We start from the raw sequence: 13,931 nt of genomic DNA, 5'->3' as shown, positions 1-13,931 counted from the left end.
TGGATCTCCTCTCACGCGGCCTGGCCGCTGGCCGCCTTGATGGCGGCGCGGATGCGCAGATAGGTGCCGCAGCGACAGAGGTTGCCGGCCATGCCCGCATCGATGGCGGCGTCGTCGGGCTTGGGGTTCTCGGCCAGCAGCCCCTTGGCGCTCATGATCTGGCCCGGCTGGCAGAAGCCGCATTGCGGGACCTGGATATCGATCCAGGCCTTCTGCACGGGGTCATCCTTGGCCAGCCCCTCGATGGTGGTGATCTCGGCCCCGGCGATGTCGCCGACCGGCAGACTGCAGGACCGCACCGGCTGGCCGGAGACCAGCACCGTGCAGGCCCCGCACTGGGCGATGCCGCAACCGTACTTGGCGCCCTTGAGGTCGAGCTCGTCGCGCAGCACCCAGAGCAGCGGCGTGTCCGGCTCGGAGGCCACGGTCACCGGTTTGCCGTTCACGGTCAGCTTGGTCATGGCGAGGGCCTCCTGCGGCGATGGTAGGGTGTGGCGGGACGACGCGGCAACTAAATCCTCCTCCGGGACGAAGTCACGGGGGAGGGGGACCGCGACCGTAGGTCGTGGTGGAGGGGGCAGCGCCGGCTTGTCAGGAAGAAGTGCGTTCTGGCCCGGCTGTGGCAACCGCGTTCATGGCAACTGCAACGGCCGGCGCTGCCCCCTCCACCACCCGCTGCGCGGGCGGTCCCCCTCCCCCGTCAGGCCTTCGGCCTGCCGAAGGAGGATTTAGGCCCTCGCCAGCCTCGCCAACACGCTCAACACCTTCTCCGCCGCATCCAGCCGCGCCGCCGGCGTCGCCCATTCGCCCTGCACGACGATCTTCTGGTCCGGACGCAGCCGCCAGACGGCGCCGTTCTTGGCGATATGCCCCACCAGCGCCCCGGGGTTCTCGAACACGTCGTTCCGGAACTGGATCACCGCGCCCTTCGGCCCGACATCGATCTTCGACACATTCGCCTCGCGGCACAGCCCCTTGATCGCGACGACCTTCAGCAGGCTGTCGGTCTCCGGCGGCAAGGGCCCGAAGCGGTCGATCAGTTCGGCGGCAAGCGCCTCGCGGTCGGCCGACTTCTCGGCCTCCGACAGGCGACGGTACAGCGACAGGCGGACGTTGAGGTCCGGCACATACTCTTCCGGGATCAGCACGGCGGCGCCGGTGTTGATGGCCGGCGACCAGCCACGGTCACTGAGCGAATCCTCGCCCGCCCGCTCCTTCAGCGCCGCCACCGCCTCCTCCAGCATCTGCTGGTACAGCTCGACCCCGATCTCGCGGATATGGCCGCTCTGCTCGTCGCCCAGCAGGTTGCCGCCGCCGCGAATGTCGAGGTCGTGGCTGGCCAGCTGGAAGCCCGCCCCCAGGCTGTCGAGGCTCTGCAGCACCTGCAGCCGCTTCTCGGCCGACAGGGTCAGGGTCTTCTCGACCGGCGTCGTCATATAGGCGTAGGCCCGCGCCTTCGACCGCCCGACCCGTCCCCGCAGCTGGTACAGCTGGCTCAGGCCGAACATGTCGGCCCGGTGGATGATCATCGTGTTGGCCGAAGGGATATCCAGCCCGCTCTCGACGATCGTCGTCGACAGCAGCACGTCGTACTGCCCGTCGTAGAAGGCGGTCATCACCTCCTCGAGCTGGGTCGGGGCCATCTGGCCATGGCCGACCACGAACTTCACCTCGGGCACCGAGACGCGCAGGAACTTCTCCAGATCCGGCAGGTCCTTGATGCGCGGGGTGACGAAATAGCTCTGGCCGCCGCGATACTTCTCGCGCAGCAGGGCCTCGCGCAGGCTCACCTCGTCCCACGGCATGACGTAGGTCCGCACCGCCAGCCTATCGACCGGCGGCGTGGCGATAATCGACATCTCGCGGATGCCGCTCAGCGCCATCTGCAGGGTGCGCGGGATCGGCGTCGCGGTCAGGGTCAGCATGTGCACGTCGGCGCGAAGCTCCTTGAGCTTCTCCTTGTGCTTGACCCCGAAGTGCTGCTCCTCGTCGACGATGACCAGCCCCAGGTCCTTGAAGCTGACCAGCTTGCTCAGCACCGCATGGGTGCCGACGACGATCTCGAACTCGCCGTTGGCCAGCCCCTCGCGGGTCTCGGCGGCCTCGGCGGCGGGCGCCAGGCGCGACAGCCGGCGGATCTTGACCGGCCAGCCCTGGAAGCGCTCGGTGAAGGTCTTGAAGTGCTGGCGGGCCAGCAGGGTGGTCGGGCAGACCACCGCCACCTGCTTGCCGCTCATGGCCATGACGAAGGCCGCGCGCAGCGCCACCTCGGTCTTGCCGAAGCCGACGTCGCCGCAGATCAGCCGGTCCATTGGCTTGCCGGAGCCCAGATCGGTCAGCACATCGGCGATGGCATTGAGCTGGTCGTCCGTCTCCTCGTAGGGGAAGCGGGCGCAGAACTCGTCGAACAGGCCGGACGGCGGATCGGTCTCCTCGACCGACTTGGTGGCGCGCGCGGCGGCGATGGCGATCAGGCCCTCGGCCATGACCCGCAGCCGCTCCTTGGCCTTCGACTTGCGCGACTGCCAGGCGGCCCCGCCCAGCTTGTCCAGCTGCACCCCGTCGCCCTCGGCGCCGTAGCGGGTGAGCAGGTCGATGTTCTCGACCGGCAGGTAGAGCTTGGCCTCGCCGCCGTACTGCAGCTCCAGGCAGTCGTGCGGCGCCTGCTGCACCTCCAGCGTCTTGAGGCCTTCGTAGCGGCCGATGCCGTGGTCGATGTGGACGACCAGATCGCCGGGCGTCAGGGCGCTGGCCTCGGCCAGGAAGTTGGCGGCGCGGCGCTTCTTGCGCGGCCGGGCCAGGCGGTCACCGAGGATGTCGGTCTCGCTGATGACCGCCAGGTTGTCGGTCTCGAACCCATGCTCCAGCGGCAGCACCACCCGCTGCGGGACCTTGGGATCGTTGGCCTTGGCCGCCTGCCAGTATTTGGCGACCGGCAGCTTCTTCATGCCGTGATCGGCCAGCATGCTGCCGAGGCGTTCGGAACTGCCGTCCGACCAGCTGGCGAACAGCACCCGCTTGCCGGCCTCCGACAGGGCCTTGGCGTGGGCGGCGGTGGCCTCGAACAGGTTGACGCTGTCCTGCTGCCGCTCGGCGGCGAAGGTCCGTCCCTGCCGCGCGCCCATGTCGATGACCGCCGCGCCGTCGCGCTGGAACGGCGTGAACCAGCGGGTGGGCCGCAGGCTCATCAGCCCGTCGAATTCCTGGGCCGTCAGGTACAGCGCGTCCGGCTTCAGCGGCCGATAGCTGTCCTTGCGCTGGGCGTCGGCGCGGGCCTCGTAGGCGTCGTTGATGACGGCCAGCCGCTCCTCGCGCGCCTCCAGCGCCTGGTGGTCGAAGGCGATCAGCGCCTCGTCCGGCAGGTAGTCGAACAGCGTTTCCAGCCGCGGGTAGAACAGCGGCAGCCAGTGCTCCATCCCGGCCCGGCGCCCACCCTCGCGGACCGCCTCATAGAGGGCGTCCTGCCCCGGCGCGCCGAACTCGCCGACATAGCCCTTGCGGAAGCGGGCCACCGCGTCCTTGTCGAGCAGGGCCTCGCTGACCGGCAGCAGGCGGATGTCGTGCAGCTGCTTCGTCGACCGTTGCGTCTCCGGATCGAAGGCGCGGATCGATTCCAGCGTGTCGCCGAACAGGTCGAGCCGCACCGGCTCCTCGCCGGCCGGCGGGAAGACGTCGATGACCCCGCCCCGGATCGCGAACTCGCCGCGCTCAGAGACAGTGGAAGCCCGATGGTAGCCGTTGACCGCGAAATAGCGCTCGAGGTCCTCGATCTTCACCGTCGCGCCGGGCCGGGTCGAATAGCTGGCCTCGATCACCGAGGCGCGCGGCGGAACCCGCTGCATGGCCCCGGCCATGGCCGCGACCAGCAGCAGCGGCTTTTTGGCATCCACCCCGGCCGCCAGCCGCGAGAGGGTGGCCATGCGCTGGGCGGCGACCGACGCAGCCGGCCCGACCCGGTCGTAGGGCAGGCAGTCCCAGCTGGGGAAGTGGACGACCTCGATCTCCGGCGCGAAGAAGGCCATGGCCCCGATGAAGGCCTCGGCCCGCGTGCCGTCCCGGGCCACGAACAGCGCCGGCCCGCCCCGGGCCCGCAGCAGATCGGCCATCACCAGGGCGTCGAAGCCCTCCGGCGCCGACGTCAGCTCCAGCCGGCCCTCGGCCCTGGCGATGGTCTTCAGGTCGCCATCACGCGCCACGGTCGATGCCCTGGCTGGGGTCGAAAGCCTGCAGTTTCTTCATCAGGGAGGTATCGTGCTCGGGCGCCGGAGGTTCCCGCCCGATGATCCAGCCGTAGACATCCTGATCGTCGGCCAGCAGCAACGCCTCGAAGGCGGCCAGTTCGGCTTCGTCCAGACTCTGGGCGTGCTGATCCGCGAAGGGCCCCAGAATAAGGTCCATTTCCCGGAAACCACGCCGCCAGGCGCGTATCCGCAAGCGTTTCAGGCGAGCGTCATCCATGCAGAGCGGCGGGATATAGGGCGGAGGAAAGGTGGGGGCTAGGGACAATCGACAGCGGCCGCCCTTACGGTCTACCGGTCCGCCTGTCGCTCGAAGGGCTGTGCGCTCACACCCGAACCGGATTTCGGAAGACTGTTGGACTGAGCCCGGTGCCCAAGGATGGAAATTCCTGCTCCGTGCAACCTAATCCGGGTTACGCAGGGCCGGACCAATGCGGCTCATTCCGTCCTGGATTCTCACCACAGCGGCCAGGTACTCGACAAGCTTGAGCGACAGTTCCGGGCCCAGATATTGAAAGTCGGGCGACTTCGACAGGGCGCTGCCCTTTCGGAAAGCCGACTTGGCGAGGCGGTCCACGTCATTGGCCATGCCGAGCAGGATGCCGCGTTCCTTCGCGGGATCACGCGCATCGCCGGCATGTTGCATCCGGTAGATCAGGCTTTCGTAGGAATACTCCGCCGGTGAGTAGTCGTTGACGAAAGACTGGAACGCATCTCGGGCCCGCTTCTCCGCCGCCGCCTTGACGAGCGCGGGCGAGGTTCGCTGGGCGAGATACCGGTTCTTGCGCACTCCGGCCTCGTCCCGGGCGATCACCGCCAGGTGGCGGGCGTCAGCGTCGGCCTTTCGGCCCGACGCATCCAGAACCTCGATCAAGAGACCTTGGACTTCAATAGACTGGGGCTTCAGCCGCTCGAGGGCTTCAAGATCCGCGAGGGCGAGCGGAAGGCGCCTGGCCTTGAAATAGGCCCCGGCGCGATTCAGCAGGATGGCCCCGTCGTTGGGCCTGGCGCCGAGCGCCACGGTGAAATCATCGATCGCCGGCTGATGTCGTCCCAAGGCCAGCAGGGTCTCGCCGCGCAGGGCGCGATAGTCGGCTTCCCGGGGCGCCAGCGCGATGGCGGCGTTCAGCTCCGTCAGGGCTTCGTTGAGGCCGTTGCCCCGGAGAAACAGGATGGCGCGGACCAGATGGGCGCGGTGCAACGTGGGATCGGCGGCCAGGGCCTGTGTCGCGTCGTCCCAAGCCAGCGCGGAAAGCTTGCCCATGTTGAGGTTCGTGAGCGCCCTCGCCCGCATGAGCCGGGCCTGGACATTGGTGGGATCGGCGCGCAGGGCCTGGTCGGCGAGATAAACCGCTCGGATGCGGCTGGGGACATCGGATGTTCGGGTCAGGCGCGCCGCCTCGGCCAGCCAGGCGACGGGGTCGCCCCTTTCCGGGCCCTCCTGGAATTCCCGCTTCACCGTAGGGTCGTCGGGACGCAGCATCCGGACCCGGCTGAGAATGATATATCGGTTCTCGCCCGCCGGCGGATTGGCGAAGAGCGCCAGTTGCTCGTCGATGAAGGCTTCAGTCCTGGCGGCCGCCTGGTCGGGACGCCAACCGTCGGGGGTGGGCTGAACCTGGGCGAAGGCCGGGGCGGCAAGAAGGCTAAGCCCTATCGCCAAAATCCGCAATCCTAGACCCCAGGCCATAACCGACGCTCCCATCTGGCTTGCTTCCTACCAACGCAAGAACGGCGGTCCATGCCGCATAAAGGGGGAATACGGCGGCAAATCCGGGGAGGATAATCCTGGGACACTATGTGGATTTCCGTGGCGATCAGCCCGCAGCCGCACAGCCGCGCGTGGAAGCCTCTACAGCGCCCCAAGATTATCCCTTAATCGAGCTGCAATTTCTGCGTGCGAACCTCACAATTGTTGGGAGGCGCGGATGAAAGTCATTCGGATTGCGGCGATGTCACTGCTGCTCGTCGGGTGCGGCAAGCAGCTCATCGCGACCGCCACGGACGACGCCCTGATCATCGTCAGTGATGTCGAGACAACGAGTTTGCCGGAGCAGCGGCACGCCCTCGTCCATTCCAGTCTGGCCCTGCCGCCGCGCGACGGCGACCGCTCCAAAATGCAACAGACCGAGCGGGTGGCGTTCGACTGCAAACGTCACATGAGCCTCTCGCTGTCCGACGTGACCTATCCGATCAAGCGCGCGACCGACGAGGTTGCGGTTTCCGGCCAGTGGAAGGCCACGGTACCCGGGACCTACGGCGAGGATGTCATCCGCGTCGTTTGCGCCCCGACGAAGCAGGACAAGCCCACCATCAGGCCGGTGCGCTCCATCGAGCGCGATTGGCGCGAGCGGGTCCAGGCGCGGCGCGCCAAGGCGTCCGGCTGAACCGCCCCTGAGAGGAACGGGGTTGGCGGATCATCGGCAACCACCCGTGACAGATGGGTGTCAGGGCCCGACCGGCATATCCCTGACCACCGCCCCGCCAGCCGTCGCGATGCGGGGGTCCATCCGCTCCAGCCCGTAGGACAGTGTGCCCTGATGCATGCCGCCGCTTCGCACGACAAAGAAGCCCTCGACCACATAGGCCCCGCCGACCAGCCGGGCCTCGCCCTTCGGCAGCACCACCTCGATGCCGCCCTCTGTCGCCCCCGCGCGCTTGAAGACCATGAACAGGTCGCCGCTGACCTGGGCCAGATAGTTCGACGCCTTGAAGTCGCCGTCCGAGCCAGGGGTCACGCTCAGGCGCAGGGCGACCACCTGGTCCAGCCGGTCCGCAATGAAGGTCGTGTAGCGGGCGGCGTTGCCCGGCGTGACGGCGCCGACAAGGCGCGGAACGGTGCGCTTGGGGGTCGCGGCGGCCGCATCCGCCGGGACCGTCGCGGCGGCTATCGGCGTCAGGGCCAGGCTGAGCGCCAGCAATCCGGGGGCGATACGCATCATTCGATATCCTCCAGCTCGATCCAGACCGGCGCGTGGTCGCTGGCGCCGGGCCGGCCGCGCACATCACGATCAACGCCCCCATCGACAAGGCGCTCCGCAAGGCCCGAGCTTAGCAGCAGGTGATCGATCCGCATGCCCTTGTCGTTCGCCCAGCGGTTCCGCAGGTTGGTCCAGAACGTCCACTGCGGATCGTCCGGATAGAGGGCCGCCAGCGCGTCGGTCCACCCCTGCCCCAGCAGCTCGGCATAGGCCGCGCGCGGCTCCGGCTGCAGCAGGGCGTTCCTGCGCCAGCTGGCCGGGTTGTAGATGTCGGCGTCGGTCGGCACGACGTTGTAGTCTCCGATCAGCGCCACCGGATGACCGCTGTCGAGCAACGCCTGCGCATGGGCATTGAACCGCCCGAACCAGGCCTGCTTGTAGTCGAACCTCGGCCCCGGCCAGGGATTGCCGTTGGGCAGGTAGAGGCAGCCGACCAGCACCCCGTCCACCGCCGCCTCGATGTAGCGCGCCTCGCTGTCCGACGGATCGCCCGGCAGGCTCCGCCGTGTCACCACCGGTTCGGCCCCGCGCGCCAGGATGGCCACCCCGTGCCAGGTCTTCTGCCCCTTCACCACCGCCCCGTATCCGGCCCGCTCCAGCGCCTCAAACGGGAAGCGGTCGTCCGTCACCTTGATCTCCTGCAGGCAGGCGACATCGGGCCGCGCCTCGTCCAGCCATTGGAGCAGATGGTCCAGCCGGCTGTTGATCCCGTTGATGTTGAAGGTGGCGAGCTTCACGACGCGCTTCCAACGCGCCGCCGACGCAAGGTATCCACAACCCCATGAAGGCGCCCGCCAAACGCTCCGGCTCGAAGAAGACCCTCAACCTCGCCAATCTCGAGCGGCTGGGGGCCGAACGGCTGGCCGCCCTGATGATGGAGATCACCGAGGGCCAGGCGGCGATCAAGCGCCGGCTGCGGCTGGAGCTGGCCGGCGAGGCCGGGCCCGACGATCTCGCCAACGAGATCGACAAGCGCCTCGCCTCCATCGCCGAGAAGCGCACCCGCATCACCTGGCGCCGCTACGCCGAGTTCGTCCGCGAATTGAAACAGCTGCGCGCCGCCATCGCCGGCCCGATGGCCGAGCTCAACCCCTTCGTGGCCCTGGAACTGCTCTGGCGCCTGCTGGCCCTGGCCGACCCGGTCATGGACCGCATCGACGACTCCAAGGGCGAGGTCGCGGCCGTGTTCACGACCGCCGTGCAGGACCTCGGGCCTCTGGCCGTGGCCGCCAAGGCCCAGCCGGGCGGGTTGGCCGACCGGGTCTTCGAGATGCTCACAGCCGACACCGAAGGGCTGATGAGCGGCATCGTCGCCGCCGTCCTGCCGGCGCTGGACGACCCGGCCATGTGGGCGCTGCGCGAAAAGCTGACCGGGGCCATCAACCGCCGGGCCCGCACCAGCCTGACCCTGCGCCGCGCCGTGCAGCAGATCGCCGACGCGCAAGGCGACGTCGAGGGCTTCATCGCCACCTGGACCCCCAAGGAGCTGCAGGAGCCGCTGGTCGGGGCCCACATCGCCTCCCGCCTGCTCGCCGCCGGCCGCACCGCCGAAGCCTTCGCGGCCCTCGACCGCGCCCGCCCCTCCCCCGGTCCCCGCACCCGCAGCACGGCCGACTGGGAGCGCGGCTGGCTGGCCGCCCTCGAAGCCGACGGCCGCGACGCCGAGGCCCAGGAGATCCGCTGGGCCGGCTTCGAGGACCGCCTCGACGCCGACTTGCTGCGCGCCCACCTCAAGCGCCTGGGCGACTTCGACGACGTCGAGGCCGAGGACCGGGCCATGGCTTACGCCCGCGTCTTCCCCAACGCCGCCATGGCCCTGCGCTTCTTCGTCGAATGGCCCAATGCCGCCGAGGCCGCCCGCCTCGTCCTGACCCGCACCGCCGACCTGAAGGGCGACGCCGTCGACCTGCTCGAACCCGCCGCCCGCCTGCTGGAGGCGCGACACCCTCTGGCCGCCGCCCTGGCCCTGCGCGCCATGATCGAGGACACCGCCCGCTGGCGCCGCCACGAACGCTACGGCTCGGCCCAGCGCTGGCTGCTGGAGGCGGCCTCCCTCGAACCCCAGATCGCCGACCACCAGGGCTTCGGGACTCACCAGGACTTCCTGAAGAAAATCGAGCCCTTCCGCCGCTTCTAGGGGGGACGTGATCGCCGCGCACCCCGTGCGAAGACCAGCCTAATCGCCTGAAGCGGCGTTCATGTCCCCGGCCGGCGCTGACCGGGGACATGAACGCCGCCCCAGACGTATGACGCAAACACCCGTCGCCATGCGCGGCGATCACGTCCCCACCCAACAGATTTCCAGAACAAGATCAGCCCCTTACGGCGCCCCATAATTTTCACCGGGTAAAACTATCGCCCTCAAGAGCTCCTCGCTGTCGCAATCAGGCGCCGCGTAGGCCACCGATACCTCATCCCAGCCTACAATCGCCGCGCTCCGACCTACGCCCGACCTACGCCAAGGCCTACGCCCACAGCGCCCCGACCCACGCCAAAGCCCACGCCGCCAGGCTTTTCGGCCGCCGGCGAAAGAATCCCGCCCCTGACTGTAGGTCTGCGTGCCCGTGGTATGATGGTCGGCCGCTTCGATAATGGCGGCCCGCGCGCCAGCATGATAAAAGTGACCAACAACTTGGTCAGGAGGCCATGATGACAAGGGTGAACCTCGCAGAGGCCAAGGCGCACCTGAGCGCTCTGGTCGAGCGCGCCGAGAACGGCGAACGCATCTCCATCATGCGCCGTGGCAAGGTGGTCGCCGAACTGACGCCGCCTCAATCGCCGCGAAAGCCGATCGACCTCGACGCCTTGAAGGCGATGACCGACAAGATGACGCCTCAGACGGAAAGCAGCGGCGATTTCATCCGCCGGATGCGTGACGACTATCGCTACTGATGTTCTACCTCGATACCTCGCTGATCGTCGCCTTGATCACCAACGAGGCGCACACGCCTGACGCACGAGGTTGGCTGTCGATGCATCTGACAGACGAACTGGCCATCAGCCTCTGGGTCACGACGGAGGTGTCCTCCGCACTGTCGATGAAGCTGCGAACCGGTCAGATCGATGCCGCCGAGCGGGGCCAGGCCGCCAGCGCCTATGCGGCCCTTGTCGCCGGGTCCTTGCTGAGTTTGCCGATCTCCACGACCGCGTTCACGGTAGCGGCCCGCTATTCTGACCGCGAGGACCTGGCCCTGCGCGGCCCCGACGCCCTCCACCTCGCCATCGCGGCCGAGCACGGCGCCGAACTTTGCACGATGGATCGTCCTCTGGCGGGCGCGGCTCTGGCCCTTGGCCTTCCAGCGCACCTGGTCTGATCCATGCGCCCGGAGAGTCTCTTCCCGCTGTTCGCCCAGGTCTCGACCCTCAAGGGCGTCGGGCCCAAGGTCGCGCCCCTGGTGGAGAAGCTGGCCGGCCCCCTCGTCCGCGACGTGCTGTTCCTCAAGCCGCACAGCCTGATCCACCGCAAGCCGTCGAGCTTCCTCAGCCTGGTCGATGGCGAAGTCGCCACCCTCTCGGTCGTCGTCAACGATCACCAGCGGCCGCGCGCCGCCAACCAGCCCTGGCGCATCCGCGTCGTCGATGGCGAGAGCGGCTTCATCACCATCACCTTCTTCAAGGGCCACGGGCCGCATCTGGAACGCCAGCATCCGGTCGGCGCCAAGCGCATCGTCAGCGGCAAGGTCGAGCGCTTCAACGACAGCTGGAACATCGTCCACCCCGACTATTTCGTCGATGTGGCCCGGGCCGCCGAGGTGCCGGAGCTGGAGGCCATCTATCCGGCCACCGCCGGCCTGCCGGCCCGCACCGTGCGCAAGATGGCCCATGAGGCGCTGGAACGGGCTCCGGATCTCGCCGAATGGCAGGACCCCGCCTGGCTGGCCCGCGAGGGGTGGCCGAGCTGGCGCCAGGCGCTGGAGCATCTGCACAACCCGCGTGACGAGGCCGACATCGCGGTTCTGGGCAGGGTCCGCAGGCGCCTCGCCTTCGACGAACTGCTGGCCCACCAGCTGGCCCTGGCCCAGCGCAAGGCGGCCCGCAAGAGCGAGCCGGCCCCGGCCATCCTCGCCGGGCCGATGGCCGACCGGCTGGAAGCGGCCCTGCCCTGGAAGCTGACGGGCGCCCAGATCCGCGCCCTGTCCGAAATCCGCGGCGACCTGCAGGCCGGCGAGCGGATGAGCCGTCTCCTGCAGGGCGATGTCGGCTCCGGCAAGACCGTGGTCTGCACCCTGGCCATGGCTGATGTCCTCGACGCGGGCCGGCAGGCGGCGCTGATGGCCCCGACCGAAATCCTCGCCCGCCAGCATTTCGAGACCATCGCCCCGATGCTGGAGGCGCAGGGGACGCGCGTGATCCTGCTGACCGGCCGCGACAAGGGCGGGGTGCGGGCCGAGAAACTGATGGCCCTGATGGACGGCACGGCCGGCGTCGCCGTCGGCACCCACGCCCTCTTCCAGGACGAGGTGAAGTTCAGGGGCCTGAGTCTCGCGGTCATCGACGAACAGCACCGCTTCGGGGTCAACGAGCGCAAGCGGCTGACCGACAAGGGCGACGGCGTCCACCTGCTGGCCATGTCGGCGACGCCGATCCCGCGCACCCTGGAACTGACCGTCTTCGGCGACCTCGACGTCAGCCGCATCGACGAGAAGCCGCCGGGCCGCACGCCGGTGGCCACCGCGGCCGTCCCCTCCCCGCGCCTGCCGCAGGTCATCGAACGGTTGCGCAACGCGGTGTCGGAGGGCGCCCAGGCCTTCTGGATCTGCCCGCTGGTCTCCGAATCCGAAGAACTCGACGTCATGGCCGCCGAGACCCGGGCCGCCGAACTGCGCAAGGTCATGGGCTCGCACGTGGGGTTGGTGCACGGGCAGATGAGCGGCGCCGAGAAGGACGAGGTGATGGCCGCCTTCGCCGAGGGCCGCCTCCCCGTCCTCGTCGCCACCACGGTGGTCGAGGTCGGGGTCAACGTGCCCAACGCCACCATCATGGTCATCGAACACGCCGACCGCTTCGGCCTCGCCCAGCTGCACCAGCTGCGCGGCCGCGTCGGCCGGGGCCGGCGGGAGAGCGCCTGCCTGCTGATCTACGACCCGCCGCTGGGCGACATCGCCGAGCAACGGCTCGACATCCTGCGCAAGACCGACGACGGCTTCGAGATCGCCGAGAAGGACCTCGAACTGCGCGGCGGCGGCGACCCGCTCGGCCTCAAGCAGAGCGGCTTCCCCGCCTACCGCTTGGCCGACCCGGCGGCTCACCGCGACCTGATCGCGGTGGCCGCCGACGACGCCCGCCTGGTCCTGACCCGCGACCCCGAGCTGACCGGGGAACGGGGCATGCGCCTGCGGACGCTTCAGGAACTATTCGACTGGCGCCCGGGAGCGCAGGGGGACTAGTCCGGCAGTTCGCGCAGCGTCCGCAGGGGCGAGAAGATCGGGATCAGGGCAGCCACCACCATGCCGATGGCCGCCACCCACATCGTCTCGCGGATGCCGAAGACCTGGGCCGCCGCCCCGCCGACCAGGGCGCCGATCACCGACATGCCGCCGCGCGCCACATGGAACACCGCCCCCGTCCGCCCCAGCTGGGCCGGCGGAAACACCGACTGCCGAAGGGTCCCGGCCGGGATCATCGAGGCGACACCGAACCCATCGCCGAGGAGTTGACCGATGATCAGCACCGCCGCCCCGCCGACCATGCCGACCGGAGCCAGCGGAATCAGCAGAGCCGATGTCGCCGCGATCAGCCCCAGCCCGATGATCGCCGGCCCAAGGCCCAGCCAGCGCACCGCAAGAGGCGCGATGATCGCCCCCAGCAGGGCGCCGATCCCGCCGACCGCGATGACCAGGCCCAGTAGGGCGGTCGACAGGCCCAGGGTCTGGATGGCGAACAACAGGTACAGCCCGGCGAAGAAGGACATGAACAGGGTCTGCACCACCGTCATGACCAGCAGCGGCCGCACCAGCGGCTGGCCCCAGATGGCCGAGACGCCGAACACCAGGTCCTCGAACGGATGTTCGGCCCTGGCGACCGGCTCCGGCGCGGCCTCCGGCTTGCGGATGCCCAGCAGCAGGACCGCCGAGGCCAGGTAGGTGGCGGCGTTGACCAGCAGGGCGAAGGGCGCGGTCAGCAGGTTGAACAGCACCCCGGCCAGGGCCGGTCCGCCGATCTCGGCCACCGACTCGGTAACGCCCAGCTTGGCGTTGCCCTCCATCAGCTGGTCGCGCGGGATAACGCTGGGCAGGTAGGCATGGTCGGCGATGGCGAACATCAGGCTGGCCGCCCCGACCGCCGCGGCGACCAGATAAAGCTGCGGCATGGTCAGCCAGTGCATCCAGGCGGCGATGGGAATGGAGAGCAGCAGCAGGACCCGCAGCAGATCCGTCCCGATCAGGATCGGTCGGCGATAGTTACGGTCCGCCCAGCCGCCGGCGAACAGGCCGAGGATCACCCCCGGCCCCATGCTGAGGGCGGCCAGCAGGCCAAGCTGCGCCGGCCTGGCGTCGAGGGTGAGGATGGCGGCCATCGGCAGGCCTTCGCGGGTGATCCGCGCGCCGAAGGCGGAGACGGCTTGCGCCGCCCACAGTTTCAGGAAGTCGCTATGGCGCCAGAGAGACTGGGTCATTGGAAGCTTTCAGGAGAAGGAGTCATGAGGCGTCGCCCGCGCGATGCGGGGGACAGGAGGTTCGGGACGCGCCGTTCGCGTCCGACGAACTACCGG

12 protein-coding genes are annotated in these 13,931 nt (G+C 69.0%); 5 read left to right on the top strand and 7 right to left on the bottom strand.

Annotated features, from left to right (window positions below; all coding sequences use genetic code 11):
- Nucleotides 1–11: 11 nt before the first annotated feature.
- The 4 genes from O5I81_RS09075 to O5I81_RS09060 form a co-directional block, all read right to left on the bottom strand.
- Nucleotides 12–461: a (2Fe-2S)-binding protein gene (locus O5I81_RS09075; protein ID WP_271068620.1), complete on the bottom strand. Its 450-nt coding sequence runs from the start codon at nt 459–461 to the stop codon at nt 12–14.
- A 267-nt stretch (nt 462–728) separates the two neighbouring features.
- Complete coding sequence (mfd, locus tag O5I81_RS09070; RefSeq protein ID WP_271068619.1) at nt 729–4,196, bottom strand: transcription-repair coupling factor; 3,468 nt, start codon at nt 4,194–4,196, stop codon at nt 729–731.
- Nucleotides 4,186–4,458: a succinate dehydrogenase assembly factor 2 gene (locus O5I81_RS09065; protein ID WP_271068618.1), complete on the bottom strand. Its 273-nt coding sequence runs from the start codon at nt 4,456–4,458 to the stop codon at nt 4,186–4,188. The genes mfd and O5I81_RS09065 overlap by 11 nt, the downstream gene beginning before the upstream one ends.
- A 183-nt stretch (nt 4,459–4,641) precedes the next feature.
- Nucleotides 4,642–5,928 carry a hypothetical protein gene (locus O5I81_RS09060; protein ID WP_271068617.1) on the bottom strand — a complete coding sequence of 429 codons (1,287 nt, stop codon included), beginning with the start codon at nt 5,926–5,928 and terminating at the stop codon, nt 4,642–4,644.
- A 238-nt stretch (nt 5,929–6,166) separates the two neighbouring features.
- On the opposite strand from O5I81_RS09060, the gene O5I81_RS09055 reads away from it, so the two are divergent.
- On the top strand, nt 6,167–6,625 hold the full coding sequence (locus O5I81_RS09055) for a hypothetical protein (RefSeq protein ID WP_271068616.1): 459 nt from the start codon (nt 6,167–6,169) through the stop codon (nt 6,623–6,625).
- Between the two features lie 60 nt (nt 6,626–6,685).
- On the opposite strand, the gene O5I81_RS09050 is transcribed toward O5I81_RS09055, so the two are convergent.
- Complete coding sequence (locus O5I81_RS09050) at nt 6,686–7,177, bottom strand: hypothetical protein (RefSeq protein WP_271068615.1); 492 nt, start codon at nt 7,175–7,177, stop codon at nt 6,686–6,688.
- Nucleotides 7,177–7,956, bottom strand: coding sequence for an exodeoxyribonuclease III (locus O5I81_RS09045; protein ID WP_271068614.1), 780 nt, complete (start codon nt 7,954–7,956; stop codon nt 7,177–7,179). Before O5I81_RS09045 ends, O5I81_RS09050 begins: the two co-directional genes overlap by 1 nt.
- Before the next feature lie 44 nt (nt 7,957–8,000).
- Here O5I81_RS09045 and O5I81_RS09040 point away from each other — a divergent pair, with 44 nt between their 5' ends.
- The 4 genes from O5I81_RS09040 to recG all read left to right on the top strand — a co-directional run bounded on the left by O5I81_RS09040 (nt 8,001) and on the right by recG (nt 12,606).
- Complete coding sequence (locus O5I81_RS09040) at nt 8,001–9,356, top strand: DUF6880 family protein (RefSeq protein WP_271068613.1); 1,356 nt, start codon at nt 8,001–8,003, stop codon at nt 9,354–9,356.
- 521 nt (nt 9,357–9,877) lie between these two features.
- Entirely contained in the window at nt 9,878–10,111 is a 234-nt protein-coding gene (locus O5I81_RS09035) for a type II toxin-antitoxin system Phd/YefM family antitoxin (protein ID WP_271068612.1), read from the top strand.
- Nucleotides 10,111–10,533 carry a type II toxin-antitoxin system VapC family toxin gene (locus tag O5I81_RS09030; RefSeq protein WP_271068611.1) on the top strand — a complete coding sequence of 141 codons (423 nt, stop codon included), beginning with the start codon at nt 10,111–10,113 and terminating at the stop codon, nt 10,531–10,533. The genes O5I81_RS09035 and O5I81_RS09030 overlap by 1 nt, the downstream gene beginning before the upstream one ends.
- A 3-nt stretch (nt 10,534–10,536) precedes the next feature.
- Nucleotides 10,537–12,606 carry an ATP-dependent DNA helicase RecG gene (recG, locus tag O5I81_RS09025; RefSeq protein WP_271068610.1) on the top strand — a complete coding sequence of 690 codons (2,070 nt, stop codon included), beginning with the start codon at nt 10,537–10,539 and terminating at the stop codon, nt 12,604–12,606.
- Here recG and O5I81_RS09020 read toward each other — a convergent pair.
- The gene (locus O5I81_RS09020) at nt 12,603–13,835 is read right to left on the bottom strand and encodes an MFS transporter (protein ID WP_271068609.1); all 1,233 of its coding nucleotides are present in this window, start codon (nt 13,833–13,835) and stop codon (nt 12,603–12,605) included. The genes recG and O5I81_RS09020 overlap by 4 nt on opposite strands.
- Nucleotides 13,836–13,931: the final 96 nt, after the last annotated feature.

The sequence above is a fragment of the Caulobacter sp. NIBR1757 genome (assembly GCF_027912495.1).
GTDB lineage: Bacteria > Pseudomonadota > Alphaproteobacteria > Caulobacterales > Caulobacteraceae > Caulobacter.
Note: the sequence above shows the minus strand (reverse complement) of the source record. Positions and strands in the feature narration are given on the sequence as shown.

Coding starts and splice junctions, on each gene's coding strand:
- recG (WP_271068610.1), top strand. CDS start 10,537: ATGCGCCCGGAGAGTCTCTTCCCGCTGTTCGCCCAGGTCTCGACCCTC.
- O5I81_RS09030 (WP_271068611.1), top strand. CDS start 10,111: ATGTTCTACCTCGATACCTCGCTGATCGTCGCCTTGATCACCAACGAG.
- O5I81_RS09050 (WP_271068615.1), bottom strand. CDS start 7,177: ATGCGTATCGCCCCCGGATTGCTGGCGCTCAGCCTGGCCCTGACGCCG.
- O5I81_RS09055 (WP_271068616.1), top strand. CDS start 6,167: ATGAAAGTCATTCGGATTGCGGCGATGTCACTGCTGCTCGTCGGGTGC.
- O5I81_RS09075 (WP_271068620.1), bottom strand. CDS start 461: ATGACCAAGCTGACCGTGAACGGCAAACCGGTGACCGTGGCCTCCGAG.
- O5I81_RS09065 (WP_271068618.1), bottom strand. CDS start 4,458: ATGGATGACGCTCGCCTGAAACGCTTGCGGATACGCGCCTGGCGGCGT.
- O5I81_RS09020 (WP_271068609.1), bottom strand. CDS start 13,835: ATGACCCAGTCTCTCTGGCGCCATAGCGACTTCCTGAAACTGTGGGCG.
- O5I81_RS09060 (WP_271068617.1), bottom strand. CDS start 5,928: ATGGCCTGGGGTCTAGGATTGCGGATTTTGGCGATAGGGCTTAGCCTT.
- O5I81_RS09040 (WP_271068613.1), top strand. CDS start 8,001: ATGAAGGCGCCCGCCAAACGCTCCGGCTCGAAGAAGACCCTCAACCTC.